Source organism: Paenibacillus sp. F4, assembly GCF_002894905.1.
GTDB lineage: Bacteria > Bacillota > Bacilli > Paenibacillales > Paenibacillaceae > Paenibacillus > Paenibacillus polymyxa_B.
Genome location: NZ_POVS01000012.1, coordinates 29,067 through 52,013 on the forward strand (window position 1 = coordinate 29,067; position 22,947 = coordinate 52,013).

Annotated in this window: 9 protein-coding genes; all 9 read left to right on the top strand. The window is 45.2% G+C overall.

Annotation, left to right across the window (positions count from 1 at the left end; all coding sequences use genetic code 11):
- Positions 1–92: 92 nt before the first annotated feature.
- Entirely contained in the window at positions 93–1,121 is a 1,029-nt protein-coding gene (locus C1T21_RS12585) for a helix-turn-helix transcriptional regulator (RefSeq protein ID WP_103048507.1), read from the top strand.
- Between the two features lie 136 nt (positions 1,122–1,257).
- Positions 1,258–2,052, top strand: a complete 795-nt coding sequence (locus tag C1T21_RS12590) for an SDR family NAD(P)-dependent oxidoreductase (protein ID WP_103048508.1) — start codon at positions 1,258–1,260, stop codon at positions 2,050–2,052.
- Positions 2,053–2,143: 91 nt separating this feature from the next.
- Positions 2,144–2,446, top strand: a complete 303-nt coding sequence (locus C1T21_RS12595) for a putative quinol monooxygenase (RefSeq protein ID WP_103048509.1) — start codon at positions 2,144–2,146, stop codon at positions 2,444–2,446.
- Between the two features lie 526 nt (positions 2,447–2,972).
- On the top strand, positions 2,973–3,500 hold the full coding sequence (locus C1T21_RS12600) for a GNAT family N-acetyltransferase (RefSeq protein WP_103048510.1): 528 nt from the start codon (positions 2,973–2,975) through the stop codon (positions 3,498–3,500).
- Entirely contained in the window at positions 3,497–4,207 is a 711-nt protein-coding gene (locus tag C1T21_RS12605; RefSeq protein ID WP_180984583.1) for an SAM-dependent methyltransferase, read from the top strand. The genes C1T21_RS12600 and C1T21_RS12605 overlap by 4 nt, the downstream gene beginning before the upstream one ends.
- Positions 4,208–4,660: 453 nt before the next feature.
- Entirely contained in the window at positions 4,661–5,446 is a 786-nt protein-coding gene (locus C1T21_RS12610; protein ID WP_103048511.1) for an S-layer homology domain-containing protein, read from the top strand.
- A 625-nt stretch (positions 5,447–6,071) separates the two neighbouring features.
- A complete protein-coding gene (gene fabD, locus C1T21_RS12615) occupies positions 6,072–7,292 on the top strand; it encodes an ACP S-malonyltransferase (protein ID WP_103048589.1) in 1,221 nt (406 codons plus the stop codon).
- Positions 7,267–13,353, top strand: a complete 6,087-nt coding sequence (locus C1T21_RS12620; protein WP_258012447.1) for an aminotransferase class III-fold pyridoxal phosphate-dependent enzyme — start codon at positions 7,267–7,269, stop codon at positions 13,351–13,353. The genes fabD and C1T21_RS12620 overlap by 26 nt, the downstream gene beginning before the upstream one ends.
- A gap of 711 nt (positions 13,354–14,064) precedes the next feature.
- On the top strand, positions 14,065–22,932 hold the full coding sequence (locus tag C1T21_RS12625; RefSeq protein ID WP_483874464.1) for an amino acid adenylation domain-containing protein: 8,868 nt from the start codon (positions 14,065–14,067) through the stop codon (positions 22,930–22,932).
- Positions 22,933–22,947: the final 15 nt, after the last annotated feature.

Here is a 22,947-nt window from a genome sequence, read left to right on the forward strand (position 1 = left end):
GTACTTAAGAGTATTCTTATGTGTACTTAAGAGGGACCCCATCGCAACCAAAACTAATGAATATGTAAGTAGATAAAGGAGGCCCCGTACGTATGAAGTCTCATACCTCTGACCGTATTAAAATCCCGCCAGGATTGTGGGCAGGATTATGTCAATTAGGGTTTGGCGCCCACGATGTAGCTCGCAAAGCACGACTGCCGATCGCCATTATTACTGAACCAGTAGTCACCACCACCCAATATTTCGCGATCTGGCAGGCATATTCTGATCTCATGGGTGACACTGCCCAAGGAATCATCAAGCTTGCAACCGTCTTTGATACAGCGAAGTATCCACCGACTGTCTTAGCGACTTACCACGCTCGGGACTACCGCGACGCTCTAAACCGAATGGCTCGGTACAAACAACTGTGTCCCCCGGAAAACCTACATATCACTGAGGAGGGCGAGCACTGTACAATTGATCTGGAATGGCTGTCTCCCGAGCAATCTGGTCCGCCGATGCTGGTTGGTATCACGCTGGCTTGTCTTCTGGAGATTGGACGCCGGGGCACAGGTCAACCTTTGACAGCGCAGCTTGTTGAATTTTCGCACTCCATGGGCGATGTACAAGCCCTTGAAGCTTACTTTGGCTGTCGTATCCGGATTGGTGCAAAATGTAACCGATTGACGCTACACCGAAGAGATCTGGACCGCCCCTTTGCCTCGTACAACGAAGAGTTGCTGGAAATCCTGACTCCTGTTCTGGACCGATCGTTGAATGAACAGCAGCGCAGCCGCTCAATTACTGAGATGGTCAAATGGATCATGAAACGTAGCCTTACAGGAGGGCGTCCTGACATTCAGGCTGTGGCGAAGGAGCTCAGTATGAGCGATCGTACCTTGCAGCGCCGGCTTACTGACGAAAATACGAGCTTCAAGTTTCTATTGACACAAGCTAGGCATGAGCAGGCACGAGAGTACTTGGCAGACCCCTCGCTCGATATTAAAGAGGTGGCATTCTTGATTGGATATGAAGACCAGAACTCGTTTTATCGCGCCTTCCGCCTATGGGAGGGGGATACACCTTCAAATTGGCGGACTGAACATTTAGGTACAAACTCGATATCAGAAGCACGCTAGGACTGCCTAATTAGTTTTATCATTTGGCGTGTTAAACAAGAACTTTGGCGCAATATGCTAGTTACTGGACAATCCAGACAAGATAATATAATCACTATCCGGAGCACAAGACTATTTTAAAAAGGAGAAGTGTATTATGGATATGGGATTAAACCATAAAACAGCTTTAGTTACAGGATCAACGAAAGGCATAGGTAAAGCAATTGCCATTGAACTAGCCAAAGAAGGTGTTAATGTACTAATTAATGGACGAAATTATGAAGAGGTAGAACGAACTGTAAATGAAATTAAGTCAGATTTCCCAGCTACCTCCCCTCAAAATGCTACAGCCGATATTGTAGATATTGGACAAAGAGAAGCCTTATTTGAAAAATACCCCGAAATTGATATTTTAGTTAACAATATGGGTATTTATGAAATTATGCAATATGAGGACGTAGACGATGAAGTATGGGAAAAATACTTCCGCACTAACGTTCTTGCTGCAAATGGATTATCAAAATTTTATTTACCTAAAATGTTGAGAAATGGTTATGGTCGCATTATTTTTATTGCGAGTGAAGAAGCAATTATGCCTTCAGGACAAATGCCTCAGTATTGTATGACAAAATCTATGTTGTTGTCATTGTCAAAAAGCTTATCTAAATTAACAATAGGAACAGAAGTTACAGTCAATACGATCATGCCAGGACCAACACTCTCTGAGAATGTACACCAAATAATTGAGAGTATGTATCCTCATGAAGATATGACTTTTTCAGAAAAAGAGAAAGATTTTATGGTTACAAACCTGCCTCAATCTGAAATACAGCGATTTATCAAGCCTATTGAAATAGGTAGACTAGCTACATTTGTATGTAGTCCTTATGCATCTGCATTTAAAGGTTCTCCAATCCGTATGGATGGAGGAATGGTACCGACTATCTTTTAGCGCTTGTGGAGAAGCTTGCTGAAATTAGCGCTGACATTGCGGAACATTATGATAAGATGATCAAATATCACTCGAGGGTAGGATGAGGATCATGAACCATTTTGCTATGTATGGAAAGTTGACGGCACGTCCAGGGCAAAGGGACACTCTTGCAGACATCTTGCTAGAAGCGGCCGATCTGTTGAAGTCGAATAATGACTGCTATTTGTATATAGTCAATGTGTCAGACGACGACCCGAATGCGGTGTATGTGACCGAACTGTGGAAAGATGCAGATGCCCATGCAGCCAGTCTTAAGAATGAAGAGGTACTGGCGTCGATACAACGCGGCCGACCGTTGATTATCGGAGCGGAGCCCATTAAACTGCGTGCTCTAGGGGGAAAAGGCCTGTAGGGTCATGATGCAATTGCTGCTACTACAGCAGCCGATCACTCGGTTGCTTTTAAGCTAACCAGCAGGATTGTCCTAATGAAACGCTTTTGTAACATGTGAAAGGTTGGCAGATAAAATTGGCCCTGGTATAATAAGGGTAATTCACTAAGGAGAGATTTTTTTGTCTGGAGCTGTTCTTTACTAATCCAATTCCATAAAAAGAGGTTTTCATGCACCTACTATTCGTCTGCCCAATTTTTGTATTACGGGTGGGATTTGAAAGCTTCGGAATTAGTTAAGAACAACGGATATTACCAGATCCTTAGGGATACCTGTTATAATGAGTCCAATCCGTGCTGGTTCAGCGCGGATTTTTTTGTGGCTCAAATAGCAGGTGATATGAGGGTAGGAATGACGTATGTTCATTCCTGCCCTTTTTTAATTTTTTGCAAAGGGGGATAGAAGGGAATTACTCCAATTTGGTCAAATACATCCAGACTTCTTGAATGAAAGAATCAATCTAAGTAAATAGAAAGGTGGACAATACATGAAACTTCAAACGAATCGGCTCATATTAAAAACACTTGATCTTAATTTAATCGAAGCAGCAGCCCGACGTGATATAGGTGCTATTGAAGCTTTGGGTTATAAAACCAGTGATGAATGGCCGGGTCCTGATTTCTTTGAAGCTTTACCTTATTTTCGAGAACTTTTGATAAAAAATAATGGCACTAGAGGTTTTGACTCTTGGATCATTGTGGAGAAGGGTACCCAAGAAATTGTTGGAGGGATTGGTTTTTTAGGAGATCCTGATCAGAACGGTATGATTGAGATCGGTTTTGCAACGAATGAAAGCCATCGCCGCAAAGGCTATTGCTATGAAGCTAGTCAAAAATTAATAGAGTGGTCCTTAAATCATGAAGAAGTTCAAATCATAACGGCAAGATGCGTACCTGACAATATCAGCTCTAAGAATTTGTTATTGAAGTTAGGGTTCGAAATTGATCACAAAGATGAAGAATTGCTTTATTGGAAATATGAAATGAAGAAAGTAGGAGGGGGTCAGCAGAAATGATCCGTCGAGATCTAGATGACGTAGATTTCATAAGAGCAAATTTAATGGGGCCTAGTTCGATTATCATGCTCGAGGAGCTATCGGAAAATTTGCCTTTGCAGAAAGGAATGCGAGTGCTGGATTTGGGCTGTGGGACCGGACTTACTTCTATCTATTTGGCGCAAAAGTTTGGCATAACCGTGTTTGCTGTCGATTTATGGATTAGTGCAACTGAAAACTATAGAAGATTCAGAGAGTTTGGTTTGGAAAGCCAAATTATCCCCATCCCTGCAGATGCCTGCCACTTGCCTTTTGCGGAACAATACTTTGATGCAGTTATAAGCGTAGATGCGTATCAATATTTTGGAGCGAATGAGCAGTACTTAGATGACCATCTTGCGCCGCTAGTTAAAGAAGGAGGTAAATTGGCTATAGCGATGCCAGGGATAAAGATGGAGTTTGATGGGGTTATACCCGTGGAACTGCAGCCGTTCTTGTCACTTAGTGAGGTTGATAATCAGTGGCATACATGCGATTGGTGGCGGAAATTATGGCAACAGTCGCCAAATATTTACGTTGAATCGGTAAGAGAAATGAGATGCTTCTCGAAAGCTTGGTATGAATGGCTTCAGTGCAACAACGATTATGCACGTGCTAATAATGCATTGCTGAATGCAGATGACGGGAAGTATATGAACCTAATCTCGCTGATTGCTACTAAGAAATAGCGATATCCAGGGACAAAAGTTCCCAGTCCTATGGGCTGGAATTCGCTAAAGACTGAGAACGATAGTTCAACTCTACCAAAAACAGCCGAGCACTCGGCTGTTTTTTAACTAACGGGCAGAGTACACTAATGCAGATTCCTCATCGCATGAAGCGGTTAATTGATGCCAGGGTCGGACTTACAGGCTTAGGTCGAAAGAGTAATACGGGAAAAGTTGGCCCATGAAGGCCTCCACAAGCTTTCTCAATTCCCGACGGGTCTAACTGAATATGGAGAAGCATTAGAACTTGTATCCATAGCATTTTTCAAACACTGTTTGTCGATATTCCAAAATACTGTTTAACAGTACTTTTTCTTCTCTCTAATATCATCATTTTCTTTTGAAATGCCGATATAAAATTGAGTCTAGAGAACTATTTCATACATAAATTTTACCTAAAGGAAGTGTAAAGAGATGTTGAAAAAGAAATGGCTTATCACCCCGTTGGTTGCGACGACACTGTTTTTCGGTCAATCTGCATTCGCTGCAAACACGTTTTCTGATGTGGAAGGAACAAAATATGAATGGGCTGCCGAATCGATTCGTTCCATGGTCGACAAGGGCGTTGTCAAGGGCTATGCAGATGGGACCTTCAAGCCAAGCAAAACCATAACGAAAGCAGAATTTGTACATATGTTTCACAAGCTTTTTCCAGAAATCGATCATTCTTCCGGCGAACCTTCCGACTTTGTGGATGCGCGTAAACACTGGGCGAATAAAGATTTTGCAGCAATATTCAACGGGGACTATGTTTGGCCGTATGCTGAAAGTGTTAGCGGGAAATATCCAAATTATCAATTCTATGTCAAGCCTGACAAACCATTGACCCGCTGGGATGTGATGATGATTGCCTCTCTTCGGACGGATTATACCAATCAGACGCTTCATCCTGAGATTGAGGAAGTGATTTCCGCAGCTGCGCAGTACAAGGATATGAAAGTTCGTCAGGCGAATTACAATGACAATTTCTCGGCCTACTATCCGGTGTTGTACATCGACAAGACTGGAGAAGAGTACGATTATGATGGAGATTTCCAAGATCAAAAGGCAGAAGCATTCTACACCCTAACCAAGATGGGGGTCCTTACCGCTAATGAAGGATACCTTCACCCGAAAGCGCTAGTCACACGCGCCGAAGCTGTTACCATTTTACAGCGTTTGAACGAAGCCACAACCAAGTCAGTGGATGATCGACACTAGCCGCTTGCGTATTGTAGTCATCAAGGAAACTGCATAAGGAGATAGACTGCTTTGGAGTTTTCTGCTCATTTAGTTACGTATCTATGACGACACCTAACCGTCGATTACTGTCGAAGGACAACAACTATGTATAAGAAGTCGCCGAATTGGCGGCTTTTTTGGTTTAACGATAGATGCCAGTCAATAGTTTAGAATATGAAATTTTCATGTAAATTCATTTAAAAGCTGAAAACAATTCCTTTTTTTAAACAAAAGAGGGTATTCTTTTTGTTTATAAAATATATGTAGTATATATCACTGTACTTTAATTCATTTTAATGTTTATAATAAATTAATAGCTTTAATCTATGTCTTACACTCATCTATGATGCTGAAGTTTCTAAGTATCAACTCTGAACTTCCAGCACACTCCATTTTTCTACACTTCCAAGTCTACTTACACACTTTTATTTCTAACTACATCATGAAACTCAAAAACGATTTACTTTAACATGTCGATTACTGTTTGTGGCAAGACATTTTGTTGTTTTTGCTGTATCTATCTTAAATACATAGGAATGTGAACATCTGAATCCCATAAAACATTTGTTTTACCGCTTTTTTATGGTGAGGAAAGGGGTTGGACATGAATCGCATGACTTTGCTTTTTTCGGGACAAGGGTCTCAGTATATCGGGATGGGATCGGCATGGTATGGTGGTTTTTCAGAGGCAGATCACATCTTTGAAGAGGCTGCTGATATTTTGGGGTATGATTTGAAAACTTTATGTATGGAAGGACCCATCTCCCAATTATCGAGAACATCCTACACCCAGCCGGCACTTCTCACGATCAGTGTAATCGCATTCAGACGTTACATGCACGATGTTGGGATTATTCCCGAATTTTCGGCAGGGCATAGTTTGGGTGAGTATTCTGCATTGGTAAGCAGCGAAGTCCTGTCGTTTGGCGATGCTTTGCGGGTGGTACAAGAACGGGGACGCTTTATGGAAGAAGCCTCAGAGGCCGGAGTGGGTTGCATGGTTGCTGTTCGTGGGGCTGATTTAAACCTGCTAGAAGAGCTGTGCGATCATTATGCCGTAACCAGTCAGCCTATTACCATCGCATGTTATAACTCTTCCTATCAATACGTCGTTTCTGGTCATCATGCCTCTGTTGCTGCGTTGGCGGAACAATTAGAGCAACGCGGGTTCCAAATTACCCGTTTGCAGGTAAGCGGCCCTTTTCACAGTCCGCTTATGCAGCATGCTGCTGACCGATTAGCATTGGAGTTGCAAAAATATACGTTCCATGAACCACGGTGGCCTGTCATTTCTAATGTTACAGCACTGCCATATACGGATGCCAACAGCATTCGTCAAGGCTTGCATTTGCAAATGGTCCGTCCAGTGCGGTGGATACAAACAATGCAGTATATGGAGAAACATGGGGTGAAGCAGGGAATTGAATTAGGACCGCGAACGGTACTGAAAAACTTGGCTAAGGAAACAAACATCGCTTTTGAGGTGCTTTCCTTGGACAGAGACTTGGATCGGATTGAACTGGAACGTCGTTTTTCGATCCGTGATTGGTTGGTCAAACCGCTGGCGGTGGCGGTGTCCACACCCAATGCGAATTGGAATGAGGATGAGTATCATAAGGGGGTTATTTTGCCTATTCGCAGGTTGGAGGAGTTACTCAAAAGTATAGAATCGGGCAAATCTTCTTCTGCTTATGAACTAAGACGCGAAGCGCTGGAGTGTATTCGCCTGATATTGCAAACCAAACAAGTATCTGCAGGAGAGCAGGAGGAAGTTTTAGACCTTTTGAGGAGGGATCAGGATGGAGCAGTTTCAAACTTTAATTGAAATCATTCAGGACCGAGCCAGTAGAGCTGAAAATGGAATTATTTTCATTTCGGGTGATACACAGGAGGAGTATGTAAGCTACAGTCAACTTCTGGAGCAAGCACTGCAGGTACTTCATCAATTGCAGGAAAAAGGAGTAGAGCCTGGCAATAAGCTAATTATGCAAATTGAAGACAATCATACCTTTGTGAATGTGTTTTGGGGCTGTCTGCTCGGGGGAATCGTCCCCGTACCTGTAAGTATCGGAAATAATGATGAACATAAAATGAAGCTGTTTAAAATCTGGAGTACCCTTACTTGTCCTTACATGATTGCGGATCATAAAGTATTAGAGCAGCTAGAAAAGTATTCTCACCAGCATGAGATGCTGGATTTCTTTGATTCTGTAAAAAAAGCGACCTTTTCTAGTCATGATTTTGATTATTCCGATCAGAACAAAGGGACCATACATGAATCCAGACCGGAGGATTTGGCGTTTATTCAATTTTCCTCTGGTTCGACAGGTGATCCTAAGGGAGTCATGCTGACGCATGAGAATCTCGTATACAATATTCGGGATATCGCCAGTCAAACGGGAATGACTTCAAGTGATACGTATCTGGGCTGGATGCCACTCACACATGATTTGGGATTGATCGCTTTTCATTTAACTTGTGTCATCGCCCATGCCAAGCAGCTTATTATGCCAACAGCTCTTTTTATAAGACGTCCTTCATTATGGCTAAAAAAGGTGTCGGATCATAAGGTGACTCAAATCTGTTCTCCTAACTTCGGCTATAAATTTTTCCTTGATCAATATAAATCTAAAACAGCGGATAACTGGGATTTGTCAAGTGTTCGCATGATTTTAAATGGGGCTGAGCCCATATCGGTGGAGCTTTGCCATGTTTTTATGGAAGCCATGAGTGTACATGGATTAAAAAAAAATATCATGTATCCTGTATACGGCTTGGCAGAGGCAAGCGTAGGTGTTTCCACTCCACCTTTGGATAAAGATAATTTTGTTACCATTCATTTAAATCGGCAGCAGTTGCATGTAGGTGAACCTATAGAAGAAGTAGATTCATCCGATAAGCGTTGTCTTACGTTTGCGGATTTGGGCTACCCCATGGCCAGCACTTCCGTTCGCATTTGTGATGAGCAAAATCAGGTGCTAAAGGACAATGTAATCGGATACACCCAAATTCGCGGCAAAAATGTGACTGCCGGGTACTATAACAATCCCGAGGCTACCGCAAAGGTCAAGACAGAGGATGGCTGGCTTATTACCGGAGATTTGGGTTTTATGAGAAACGGACGACTGGTGATTACAGGCAGAGCCAAGGATATTATTTTCGTGAACGGCCAGAACATTTATCCGCATGATATTGAAAGGATTGCAGAGGAACTGGACGGGGTGGATCTGGGGAAAATAGCTGTCTGCGGTGTACATGATGCACAAACTAGACAGGACCGTATTGTTGTTTTTGTGATGCACACGAAAAAAATAGAGTTATTTTTGCCACTAGTCCAAAGGCTGAAAAGCCATTTGAATTATCGGGGAGGATGGCATATTCAAGATGTAGTTCCAATCCGCCGTATTCCCAAAACTACTAGTGGAAAGGTTCAGCGCTACAAGCTGGCTCAGAGCTACGAGCAGGGAGAATTTGATGTAGTTTTGGCATCCCTGACCGAGGCCGCTCGAAATATACAGGAAGCGAACCATGCCCCTGTACCTCAAGGTGAGATCGAGCAAAAACTGATTGGGATTTGCCAAGCTATTTTAAATGTACAGTCAATTGGGAAGGAAGACAGCTACTTTGATATTGGCGTAACTTCCTTACAACTCGTTCAGATCGTGGACCAATTAGAGGAACAACTCGGGATTCATATTGAGGTAACGGACTTCTTCTCTTATCCGACTATCGCCAAGCTAGCTGGATATATATCCAGTCAGGGCTTAGGTCATAAGGTGAACACAGAACCGCAGTTTGAATCCAAGGAGGAGTCGGAGGACCGGGATATCGCCATCATCGGCATGTCAGGTAAGTTTCCTCAAGCGGAAACATTGGAACAGTTTTGGGCGAATGTGGCATCAGGCGCTGACAATATCGGCCCGTACAGCGACGAAAGAAGCAAAGATGCCGAAGATTTCATTTCTCATCTGAATACGGAAGGACGGAATATGCAAATCGCCGAAGGTGGCTATCTGGATGAAGTAGACAAGTTTGATTACTCCTTCTTTAAGTTGACTCCACGGGAAGCCTCACTCATGGACCCGAATCAACGTTTATTTCTGCAAACTGCTTGGAGCACGATTGAGGATGCGGGGTATGGAGGGAAGCAGCTGGCTGGCAAAAAGGTCGGTGTGTATGTCGGTTTTTCCAAAACCAGCTTTGAATACGAGCGTTTGTTGTCCGAGGTGGAACCAGGCGCGCTGCCGAACTTTGCCATTGGTAATTTATCGTCCATTATTTCCAGCCGGATTGCGTATTTGCTTGATTTAAAAGGTCCAGCACTGACCATTGATACGGCATGCTCCTCGTCACTCGTGGCGGTACATCTGGCGTGTAAGTCGATTTTGAATGGAGACTGCGAGATGGCTTTGGCCGGTGGAGTGAAGACCATTTTGCTGCCGTTGAAAGCTGGCATTGGTATGGAATCCTCCGATGACCGGGCACGAGCATTCGACGATCAGTCGGACGGCACAGGCTGGGGCGAAGGCGTTGGAGCCGTTCTCTTAAAGCCGCTTCGCCAAGCGGAAAAAGACGGAGATCACATTCTGGGTGTGATTAAAGGAAGCGCGATTAATCAGGACGGCAGTACGATTGGAATTTCTGCGCCTAATGCACTGGCTCAATCAGAAGTCATTTCGCAGGCGTGGCGTGATGCACGGATTGATCCCGAGACAGTGAGTTATATTGAAGCTCACGGTACCGGCACCAAGCTAGGCGATCCCGTTGAGATTAAGGGCATTACCCAGGCTTTCCGCAGATTTACACAGCGCAAGCAGTTTGTGGCGATAAGCACGGTCAAAACGAATATTGGGCATTTATACGAAGCTGCTGGGATTGCGGGATTGATCAAATGTGTGCTGTCGATGAAGCATCAGCAGATTGCACCGCTCGTTCATTTTCGCACACCCAACCGGAACATCCATTTTGAAGAATCTCCGGTGTATGCCAACACTAGACTGAGGGAATGGAAGACAGACGGATTCCCGAGAAGATGCGGGGTGAGTTCCTTTGGCTTCAGCGGGACAAACTGTCACGTGGTGCTGGAAGAATATATAGCGAAAAAGGGTGCGGACCAAGAAACCACCGACCGAAAAAATGGATCATCGCCATTGCTGCTGACACTGTCGGCGCGAACTGAAGGAGCTTTAAGTGAGTTGATTGCACGGTACGTGGATCGCTTTGAACGTGAGGAAGAATTGCCGATGGAGGATGTCTGCTATACGGCTAACAGGGGCAGAAGCCACTTAACATACCGAGTGGCTGTGATAGCAGAAGGAGCGGAGGCTCTGAAAGCAAAATTACTTCAGCTTCATGAGCAGGGCAAGGCCATTGAAGGTGTATACATTGGAAAAGTAGATAGCAGTGGTGGTACAGAAACAGCCGTCGGAAGCTCGGACACTTTGCAAGCACTGGAGCAAGTAGCAGTGAAGTACGTACAGGGGGCACAGATAGACTGGGACACGATATACGCAGGTCATCCGTACAAAAGGGTTTCTCTGCCTACGTATCCGTTTGAAAGAAAAAGGTGCTGGATTCATGTACCAGAACAGGTTCGAGCGGAGCAGACTGCACCCTATAAAAATACAATAGTAAGGGAGTCTGAAATTATGGAGAATGAGTATTCGACGTCAGCGTCGTTTACGGAAAAGCATAAATATTCCATTCAACAAAAGCTAGCGAAAATGATCGGTAATGTGTCACAACTTAGTCTTGAGGAACTGGAACCGCGAACACATTTTCTAGAACTAGGGCTGGACTCCATTAATTTGTCCCAGGTCCGCCACAGCATCAAGGATACATTCGACCTGGATGTCCCAATGAATAAATTTTTTGAATCGCTGACCACGCTCGAACTGTTGACTAGTTACGTCGCAGATCAGGTAAGTATTTCCTATTCAGACGAGGCAGCGGTGGGTGCTGTGGAAAACCAACCGAAAATACCCCTTCATCGGGTAGAAGCTACTACGGTATCAACCTGGACAGGGCAGGATTCCAGCGCAATTGGTACATCGTCTCATGGAATAGTTACGTCCGGGCAAGAGCCATTTCAAAGCACAACAGTAATAGCGACTTCTGCGAGTGTCGAGCAGATCTTGCAGCAGCAGCTGCACGTGATGTCACAGCAGCTTGATGTGCTCCGAACTCAACCGACTCCTCCGACCTCCGTTTCCCAATCATTTCAACCGGAAAGGGATTTGCCGTCAGCAAATAGAGAAAGCGCAGAGATTGAAACCAAACAGGAAGTCGCAACTGCATTAGCTACTGTACCACCGATACTAGCTGTTCCGAAGAAAGCGGGCCATGAAGCAAAACCGTTTACGCCTTATAAAAAGCTGGAGGTCAAAGCCCATGAATTGCTTTCACACCGACAAGAACAACATCTGCAAGAGCTGATTGAGCGCTATACTGCTCGGACGCGAAGCACCAAGCAGTACACTCAGCAGTATCGGTCTGTCTACGCGAATAACCGTAATGTAGCTGGCTTCCGGCCTATTTTAAAGGAAATGGTCTATCAAATTGTATCTCAACGTGCAGACGGGTCCAAAATTTGGGATTTGGATGGGAATGAATATGTAGATTTGACCATGGGCTTTGGTGTTAATCTGTTTGGACACAATCCAGCCTTTATTCGTGAAAAAATTGAGGCAGAGCTAAAGAACGGCATGTGTGTCGGACCCATGTCCAACATGGCAGGACAAGTCGCCGAGAAGATTTGCAAGCTGACCGGTGTAGAACGGATCGCCTTGTACAATTCCGGCACCGAGGCGGTTATGGTTGCCCTCCGTTTGGCGCGTGCTGCCACCGGGCGAGCTAAAGTAGCCATTTTTGCCGGCTCCTATCACGGTACATTCGATGGTGTGCTTGCGTTGGGTAGTGCAGGCAATAATAAGGAGAAATCCACACCTTTGGCGCCTGGCATCTTGCAGCATATGGTGGACGATATCGTTGTACTTAACTATGGAACGGACGAATCGCTGGATTATATACGTACACATGGGCAGGAGCTGGCTGCTGTGCTAGTGGAGCCGGTGCAAAGTCGTCGTCCTGATTTTCAGCCGAAGGCCTTTTTGCAGGAGGTTCGTAAAATCACGGAGCAATCCGGTACAGCTTTTATTTTTGATGAAGTGATTACAGGCTTCCGAATTCAACCGGGAGGCGCTCAAGCGTGGTTTGGTGTACAAGCTGACCTTGTGACCTACGGTAAAGTTATTGGCGGAGGGATGCCAATCGGTATCGTAGCAGGGAAAGCCGCCTTTATGGATGGGATTGACGGTGGCACCTGGAGCTTCGGAGATGGTTCCTATCCTCAGAATGAGCATCGGCGAACCTTTGTAGCCGGTACGTTCTGTCATCATCCGCTGGCGATGGCGGCATCCCTAGCAGTGTTGGATTATTTGGAAAACCACGGCGAACAGCTGCAAAATCAGTTGAACAGCCGTACTTCGGCGTTGGCAGTAGAGTTAAATAGTTACTTTACCAATGAGCAGATACCCATGAAGATTGTTCACTTTGGTTCACTATTTCGCTTCGTACTCAAGGGTGATCTGGAGCTTTTCTTCTATCACATGCTGGAAAAGGGTATTTACATCTGGGAAGGGCGGAACTGCTTCTTGTCGACCGCTCATACGGAGGAAGATATTGCGCGAATCATACAAGCTGTCAAGGACAGTGTAGATGAGCTGCGTAAAGGGGGATTCTTGCCTGATCTGACCCCGAACGGGAAAGGCCCAGGTCCAGGTAAGCAAAGTGTGTCTATAGCCGACCCTTCAGAAGTATCGACAGTGGACGTGGATGAAACGGTCATCCCACTAACCCCAGATCAAAGGCAGTTCTGGTTCGCTTAATGTCAAGAAACGAAGTGGCTTCTTGACATGCGAACGTATATTAATGTGAGACGTTAAGTGAATTGGCCACTCCCGTATTGATTTTGCCGAAAAATTGAGTAAAGTGCACTTCGACGTCTTTACGCTCCAAATTTGATAAAATGTCAGGTTCTATTCTTAGGACTTGGCATTTTTAGTAGTATAGGCATCAGTTATGAAAGAGTCGGTCGGAGAGGAAGAAAATCGCAATTGGGCCGTGAGGCTGCGCTGAATCGACAGGAGTCAACAAAGGTCATATTTTTCAAGTGGTTGTAATCGCTCGCAAAGGGCAGAGCAACCATATTCAAGCCTTTGAGTCTTTAATTTGAGCTTTAAGTGTCATAAATTTTAAAGTTTATGAGGATGCATGTCAGCGAGTAAAAGAAAAGATTTGAGTTTTTAAGAATCAATACTGGAAAAAAACTATATCTTGCATAATAAGTTGAATAAAAGAATTTAGCCATTAATGGTTTAATAAAACAAATTAGATCCTCGTTTTACCAGATGGATAATTATATTTTATTAGTATAAGGATGGTTCCTTATACAGTGGACCGTTCATATTTACCTTCCTATGAGAACTTTATCTTGTACCCCTAGCTAGGTTATATCGTGCTTTTTAGGCTAGCGTCACAGTTGGAAAGGATAAAATTAATTCCTTGAATACCCCATAGTAAAGGAGTCTGAAAAGATGGTGAATGAGTATTTTTCGACGGAATCTGCTTCCAATCCGCAAAAATCTACGATTACTAATAAACTGTCAAAAATAATCGAAAGTGTATCCCAACTCAGTCCAGACGAATTAGAGCCGCAAAAACATTTTTTAGAACTGGGTTTAGACTCTATTCTTCTATCTCAGGTTAGACACAGCATTAAAAGTACGTTTGGCTTGGATATCCCGATGAACGAGTTTTTTGAATCACTGACTACGCTGGAGTTGCTGACAAACTATATTGCTGATAGGGTAGCCTCGACCTCTGAAGAATTGTTCCAGAATTCGGAGGAGCCTCAGCTGGCTGCGTCGTCTAGTATCACTTCTTCGGTACCTTCCGTTTTGTCGGGCTGGAGTCAAAAATCTACTATCCCTATAGAAGGCCCCGCACCACAAGAAAGCAAGCTATCAAATAAGGATGTATTTGCGGGGAGAGAACGAATTTTAGAAATGCAACTTCAACTCATGTCGCAGCAGATGGAAATACTGTGTCAATCTAGGCTTGCACCAGTGGCAATGCCTGAATCGCTTTCACTACAAACTGCTGTCGAGCCTCAGACATCCGCGATGAAGGAGATAGCTGCCACAGTTACTTCTGTTTCCCCCGTACAGGCTTCTGTGTCAGCTGTTTTGCCAGACAGAAAAAAATCGAAAGCATTTGTTCCTTATCAAAAAATAAATGTACAGGCCCATAATTCACTTTCACTTAGGCAGGAAAAGCATCTGCAAAAGCTGATTGAACATTACACGATGCGCACACGAAAGACCAAAGAGTATACTCAGCAATACAGGTCTGTATACGCCAATAACCGGAATGTGGCCGGATTTAGGCTTGCTCTCAAGGAAATGGTGTATCAGATTATATCCCAACGTGCAGAGGGTTCTAAAATTTGGGATTTGGATGGTAATGAATATATTGATTTGACGATGGGGTTTGGGGTCAATTTGTTTGGTCACAACCCATCCTTTATTCGTGAATCGATAGTAAAGGAAATACATAACGGGATGTGCCTTGGACCGATGTCTAATATGGCCGGGCAGATTGCCGAAAAAATTTGCAAAATGTCAGGCATGGAACGAATTGCGCTATATAACTCGGGGACAGAGGCGATTATGGTGGCTCTTCGGTTAGCACGGGCTGCCACCGGGCGGGATAAAGTGGTGATTTTTTCTGGTTCCTATCACGGTACCTTTGATGGAATATTGGCATTGGGGGGGACAACGGATGACAGGGAACAACATTCCACTCCTCTGGCACCTGGAGTACTACAGCACATGGTGGACGATGTCGTTGTGCTCAGCTATGGAACGGACGAGTCACTCCAATATATCCGCTCCCATGCCCATGCACTGGCTGCTGTTCTCATAGAGCCAGTGCAGAGTCGCCGCCCTGATTTCCAGCCCGCAGCTTTTCTGAAGGAAGTACGCCAGATTACGGAGCAATCCGGGACCGCGTTCATTTTTGATGAAGTAATTACGGGCTTCCGTATTCAGCCGGGGGGTGCGCAGGCGTGGTACGGCATTGAAGCCGACCTTGTAACTTACGGTAAAATCATTGGCGGCGGTCTTCCGATCGGTATCGTGGCAGGGAAAGCATCGTTCATGGATGGAATTGATGGAGGAATGTGGAGCTTCGGAGATGACTCTTATCCACCGCGTGAGCAACAGCGAACGTTTGTAGCGGGAACTTTTTGCCATCACCCCCTGGCTATGGCAGCTTCGCTGGCCGTACTAGAGCGGTTGGAGAAGGACAAGGGGCAACTGAATAACGAGCTGAATAGTCGTACGAAGGCGCTCGCAGCAGAACTGAATCACTATTTTACGGAGGAACAGATACCTATAAAGGTCGTTTACTTCGGTTCCTTGTTCCGCTTCGTCCTTAAAGGTGACTTGGAACTATTCTTCTATCACATGCTGGATAAAGGAATTTATATATGGGAAGGCCGGAACTGTTTTTTGTCAACGGCTCATACTTCGGAAGATATAGTGCGGATTGTACAGGCAATTAAAGAGAGCGTTAATGAGCTGCGCAAAGGAGGATTTCTGCCGGATCTGCACCCTCATGAAAACGATCTAAATAAGGCTTTTTTTCCTGCAACTGCAGACCTTAAGGAATCGACGATTAAGCTGACTCCGGATCAGAAGCAATTATGGTTCGCCTCGGTGTCGGATTTTAAGGAATCGCAGTCGCTTCATGAGACTGTTTTACTGCGTTTCCGGGGTCCGCTACATGTTAAGGAATTTAATGAGGCTGTCCATCGCATCGTTAAACGCCACGAAGCCTTACGCACCTTTATGGGGGAGGACGGAGAAACGCAGATCATCGCCCCAGCAATGGCTGTCAGCATTCCGCTACATGATATCAGCAGTCTTTCTGTAGAGGAACAGAAACATGATATCCGTGCTTGGATGGATAAGGACAGGGAGACCGTATTCCCAATAAGTGCGGGGGAACCTTTATTCCGTATCCAGCTTTTAAAAACGTCGAATGAGAAGCACATCGCTGCATTTACATTTCATCATCTGATTGCAGATGGCTGGTCCATAGGTGTGTTTTTCCATGAATTGGAACGATTTTATTCTGCTTGTGTAAGGGGGGAACGCTGCACGCTTCCCGATCCTGTTCCGTTCCGAGTTTTCGCAGCATGGCAGCAAAACCAGTTAGAGGCAGGTGGAGCAGCTGCCCTTGCTTTTTGGTCGGATGTACTTGCGAAGCCATTGCCAGTTCTTGACTTGCCGTCCCTCCAACGCAACATCAGCTCTCCTTCTTCGCGCGGAGCACGGCACACCATTGTGGTGGATGCGCCTCTGGTGAAGCAACTGAAATCAGTCAGTATTCGGCTTGGCAATAGCTTGTTTGTGACGTTATTGTCTGTTTTTCAGCTTTTCTTGCACAGACTGACAGGCCAAAATCAAATAATAGTAGGTATTCCAACCGCAGGGCAATCTCATATGGGTGTGTCCCCGCTAATTGGCAACTGCGTTAACTTGCTTCCAGTAATTTGTGAGGTAGACTCTGGAGCAACGTTCACGGAATTCACGCAGACGGTCAAGCGAGTAATGCATACGCTGGATGCTTATCTGAATTACAGCTTTGCCGGACTTGCCCAGCTAGGATTAAGCCATTTGCCCATTCTTAAGGTGTTGTTCAATATGGATAGGCCCATTCCGGAGTTTCACTATTACGGACTGGAAACAGAATTGTTGGAACATGAAATATTGTCCTGTCAATATGAGTTGTTTCTGAATGTTACGGAGTCTGGTCAGCAGTTGCGGCTTGATTTTGACTATGCTGCGAGTCTTTTTCAACAAGACACTATGGAAGTATGGGCGCAATACTTTTTACATCTGCTGAGCTCGATTGTGCAGGAAGACGGAATGCGTGTATCTACGCTGTCTTTGCTTAGAAGTACGCAAAGGGAGCGGCTTCTGGAAGTGTGGGCGACACACGCGGATTCTAAAGGGAATTATCCTTGTGTCCTGGACAAATATAAACATCCGTCTCCTACGGGTACCATCGGACAAGTATATTTGGCCACATCCGCTGGTTTACTGGGAACGACGCTGGAATGGGCTTATGTCGAGGTTGGAGGGAGAATTCGACATATTGGTGCAGTTAACCGAGATGTTCTTATTCGCGGGCATCAAGTGAATCTTGAACAGATAGAGAAACATCTTTTGCGAGCACTGGATTTGGATGCCTGTGTTTTGATGGCACGGAAAGACGGCGAGAGCAGTAACTCATCGTATCTAGTGGCTTATATAGTGGACAATAATTCTAATTCGTGGGATATAGCGAAGTTGAAAGAGAGTGTTAGCTCAATACTTCCTGATTATGGGCAACCTCGCTTTTGGGTTTTGATGGATAGCATCCCTCTTTTGGCTGATGGGAAGCCGGATTTTCAATCATTACCGAAACCAGAAGATATCAGGATAGAGGACTCGCAGAAGCAGGTTTCTGACGGTAATATGATTGAGGACAAACTGATATCCATATGTATGGAAGTCTTGAATGTATCTGATATCGGATACAACGATAATTTTTTTCAAATGGGTGGAGACTCCTTAAAAGCGACTGTTATTCTAAGCAGAATTAACAAGGAATTCGAAGTATATATTCCGCTGGTACAAATTTTACATTTGCAAACGATTACACAACTGGCGGCACATGTAAGAGGAGGACAAAAGCGAAAGTTTGAGCCGCTTGTTCCGGCAGATTTACAGCCCTTTTATCCGGTATCTCCCGCTCAAAAAAGAATGTATGTGCTGGATCAACTGGGTGGAGGTGCAGCGTATCATGTATCGGGTCAACTGCATATAGAGGGAGAGTTACACGTTTCCAGGTTCATTGATGCAGTGAAGGAGGTTTTTTCACGGCATGAATCCTTTCGGACGTATTTTGAGATAGTAGACGGGGAAACCGTGCAGAAGGTACAGGATATGCTTTCACTGGACATTCCTGTTACTCCAATTTCCGAAGAGGATGCTAGTCACGCCCATGAACTGTTTATTCAGCCTTTTGACCTGAGTAAGGCTCCTTTAATTCGTGCTGAGCTGTTCGCAATCCATCGTGACCAGTTTATGTTGCTGATCGATATGCACCATATCATTTCAGACGGCTTCTCAATGGCAGTATTAATGGATGAGATCAGCACGCGGTATCAGGGGATGCCACTTGCCCCCATTGACGTGCACTACAAAGACTATGTCGTTTGGCAAAAACAACATTATGCCGGAGACAGCCAAGCAAAGGATGAAGCATTTTGGTTAGACACGTTGGACGGCGAGCTCCCTGTATTGGACCTGCCAACTGACTTTGCTCGTCCGCCAAGTCAGAGCTTCGCAGGGAACAGCCTTACCGTCATTGTGCAATCCAAGCTGACGGATAGACTTAATCAATTGGCAAGAGACACGGGAGCAACGCTCTTTATGGTGCTTTTGGCAGCTTATAATGTGCTGTTAAGCAAATACTCCGGGCAAGAGGACATCCTTGTAGGTACACCGGCAGCGGGTAGAGGGCATGCGGATACGGAAGCGATGATCGGCATGTTTGTGAATACTTTAGTTTTCCGTAATCGACCGCTGGCGTCCCAGCCATTCAGTGCTTTCCTGGAGGACGTCAAACATAACACTCTGCTTGCGTTGGAGCACCAGGAATATCCATTTGACCAACTGGTCGACAAACTGGATCGAGTACGCGATGTAAGCCGCAATCCCATCTTTGATACGATGTTCAGTCTGCAAAATAAGGGAACAGAGGTCATTGAATTCGAGGGACTTCGTTTGCAACCGAATGAGTTTAATGCAGGAGTATCAAAGTTCGATCTTTCATTACATGTAACGGAAACTCAAGACCATTTAACTTTCACCTGGGAGTATTCGACCAGCCTGTTTAAGTTGGAGACGATTGAGAGATTTGCCCTCCATTATATAAAAGTGTTGGAAATCGCAACTCAAGATGTCGGAATTCGCTTGGCTGACATGGATATGCTGACAGAAGAAGATAAGCACTTATTACTATATGAGTTCAACAACACCTCTGCCTATTTCCCACGGGATGCAACGATTCATGGAAGGTTTGAGCAGCAGGTTAGCAGGACTCCAGATGACATGGCAATCATATTCGGAGATAAGTGTATGACTTACCAAGAGTTGAATGAGCTGACGAATCGTTTAGCACGAACGCTGCGGGCGGAAGGAGTGGGACCGGATCAGCCGGTGGGGATTATCGCTCAGCGTTCACCTGAGATGATGATTGGCATCTATGCAATTCTAAAAGCGGGTGGAGCTTATGTACCAATTGACCCGGGATACCCACAGGAAAGAATTCAATATATGCTTGAAGATTCAAGAACACAACTGGTGCTGACACAATCACAGTTTGCAGAACAGCTGAAGCAATATGCGGACTGCAAGGTAATGGTATTGGATTATGCTTCCACGATCATGACTTTGCAAGCGTCCAGGTCGACGGAGCCTATGACCGACTGCATGAGTAGCTGGCATGAAGATGCCTCCAACCTTGCGCCTGTAGCAGAACCAAACCATGCAGCCTATATCATCTACACATCCGGTTCCACAGGGAAACCGAAAGGGGTTATTGTTGAGCACCGCTCAGTCGTGAATCGGCTCTGCTGGATGCACAATAGATATGGCCTGAGCGAAGAAGATACGATTTTGCAAAAAACTGCCTTTACTTTTGACGTATCCGTATGGGAGTTGTTCTGGTGGTCGATGGTGGGCTCTAAAGTAAGCTTGTTGCCAATCGGCGGAGAAAAGTCTCCCGAACAGATACTGAACACGATTAATGCAGACAAGGTGAGCACCCTTCATTTTGTACCCGCGATGCTGCATATTTTTCTGGAATATCTGGAGCAGCAGCCAAGGGAAACGGTGCAAGCAAAATTGAAAACGTTAAAACATGTATTTGCCAGCGGTGAAGCATTGCCTCCTCAGCAGGTGGCGCGTTTCTATCGAATTATGTCAGGGATTGGAAGCGCAAAACTAATTAACTTGTATGGTCCAACAGAAGCTACTGTAGACGTTTCATTCTTTGAATGCGAGCCTGTGGAAGAGCACTCAGTGATCCCGATCGGTAAACCGATTGATAATATTCATTTGTATGTTGTACAGGAAGGTACGGAGCGATTGCAGCCGATTGGAGTGGTGGGAGAACTTTGTATCAGTGGTATAGGAGTAGCCCGTGGCTATCTTAATAGACCGGAATTGACCATGCAGAAGTTCGCTGCCAATCCGTTTAACAGCGGAGCGGAGGATTATAAGCGGATGTACCACACAGGAGATTTGGCGCGCTGGATGCCTGATGGCAACATTGAGTATCTGGGTCGGATCGATCAACAGGTAAAAGTGAGAGGATATCGTATTGAACTGGGCGAGATTGAAGCGCAGTTGCTGTCTGTAGACGGAATCCAATCAGCAGTAGTCATAGCGCGGGAGAACAAAGACGGCTACAAGGATTTGTGTGCATACTTTGTGGCTTCTGAGCCATTAAGTCCGCTGGACGTGCAAAATGCGCTCAAGCAGAAGCTGCCGTTTTATATGATTCCAGCATATGTGGTGCCTATGCAGCAGCTTCCTCTTACGGCTAATGGAAAAACTGACCGAAAAGCTTTACCTGAGCCGGACCGTCATGACTCTTTACAAACGGATTATGTTGCTCCAAGAACTGATGTGGAAAGGGCGCTGGTCGGGGTATGGCAAGACGTTTTGGGATGTGATCATATAGGCGTTCGAGATCATTTTTTTCTGCTTGGCGGCGATTCTATTAAGGCCGTTCAGGTGGCCTCACGTCTGCGTCAGCATGGTTATTCCCTTGACATTTCTCTTTTGATGGAGCACCCGTTCATTGAGGATCTCAGCAAGCTTGTGACAACTTTGTTCCGCTACACAGACCAGAATTCGATACATGGAGAGATTCCAATAACATCGATTCAGCGGCAGTTGAATGAACTGGGTACATTTTACACCTTGCGTACGACAACATCCATGCTATTTGCGGGTAACCCGGACTTCGATGAGGATCTGTTACGGTTTGTGCTGCAAACATTAACTACTCATCACGAGGGACTACGGCTTGGTCTGGCGTCGATCGATGAACCGACTACCCTTAAGTACCGAGATGAAAATGAAGAACTGTTCACACTTGATGTGTTCTCACTTGCAGATGATGACCATCAAGCTAGCAAGCAATTACAGAGCGAATGCTTCCGGATTCAAAACAGTTATGGAATGTTTGAGGGACCCAGAGTACGCGCAGGCTTATTCCGGATGTCGGGCTCCGACCAGTTCTTCCTTTCTGTAGATCCGCTAGTGGCTGATCCCACATCTTGGCGTATCCTGCTTGAGGATTTCACAACTGCCTATGAACAAGCTCTTAACGGGGAACCGATAGTGCTTCCTGACAAAACAGATTCTTACCGCTCTTGGATGCGGTGGCTAGAAGACTATGCAGACAGCAAAAAGCTGGCCAAAGAGAAACTCTACTGGCTGGATAAGGTTAATTTCGATGGCGAATTTATACCGAAGGACCATAAGGCACCTGCAGATTCAGAAACACTTCGTCCAGTAGAACATTGCGTCATACCGCTTTCGGACGAGAAAACAAGCCAGCTGTTGACACGGGCTAACCAAACCTATAATACGGTGACCGCTGATTTACTGCTTGCTGCATTGGGACTGACTATAGCGGAATGGTCCGGACAGTCTAAGATTTCTATTGGATTTGAACATTATGATCGGGAGCAACAAACTGTGACTTCGGACAAACCGGACCTTTCAAGAACCATAGGTCAATTCGGTTCCATATATCCGCTTGTCCTGGATATGGAGCCTGGGGGAGACAGTTCTCTTTTGCTCAGAAACGTAAAGGAGACGGTCCGGCAAGTACCCAACCAGGGTTTAGGATATGGATTACTAAAATATGGTTCTGCAACCTCCGTTAGATCGGAATTTAATGCTAAGTATTACCCGGAAATTGGCTTCCGCTTGATTCATTCTGAATCGGTCAGTTCCTCTCACTTTCATACATCGCCTATGGATGTTGAATTATGGTCCGGCCAGAATTGTAGCGTTTCAGATTTAGCCTATCCCCTCTATCTGGATGGGCGGCTGAAAGACGGTAAGCTTTCCATCTGCATGCTTTATAACCGTCACGCGTTTGAAGCAGATACTATCCGAATGCTTCAGTTGCGTTTTGAACATCATTTGTCGGGCATTATTCAGCATTGTCTGGACCAATCCGGACGGCAACTAACACCATCGGATGTGGGAGCACGTGGTTTGGATCTGGATGAGTTTGAAGACATGAAGCAGTTTTATGAGAATCTATAACGATTCGTACGAGGA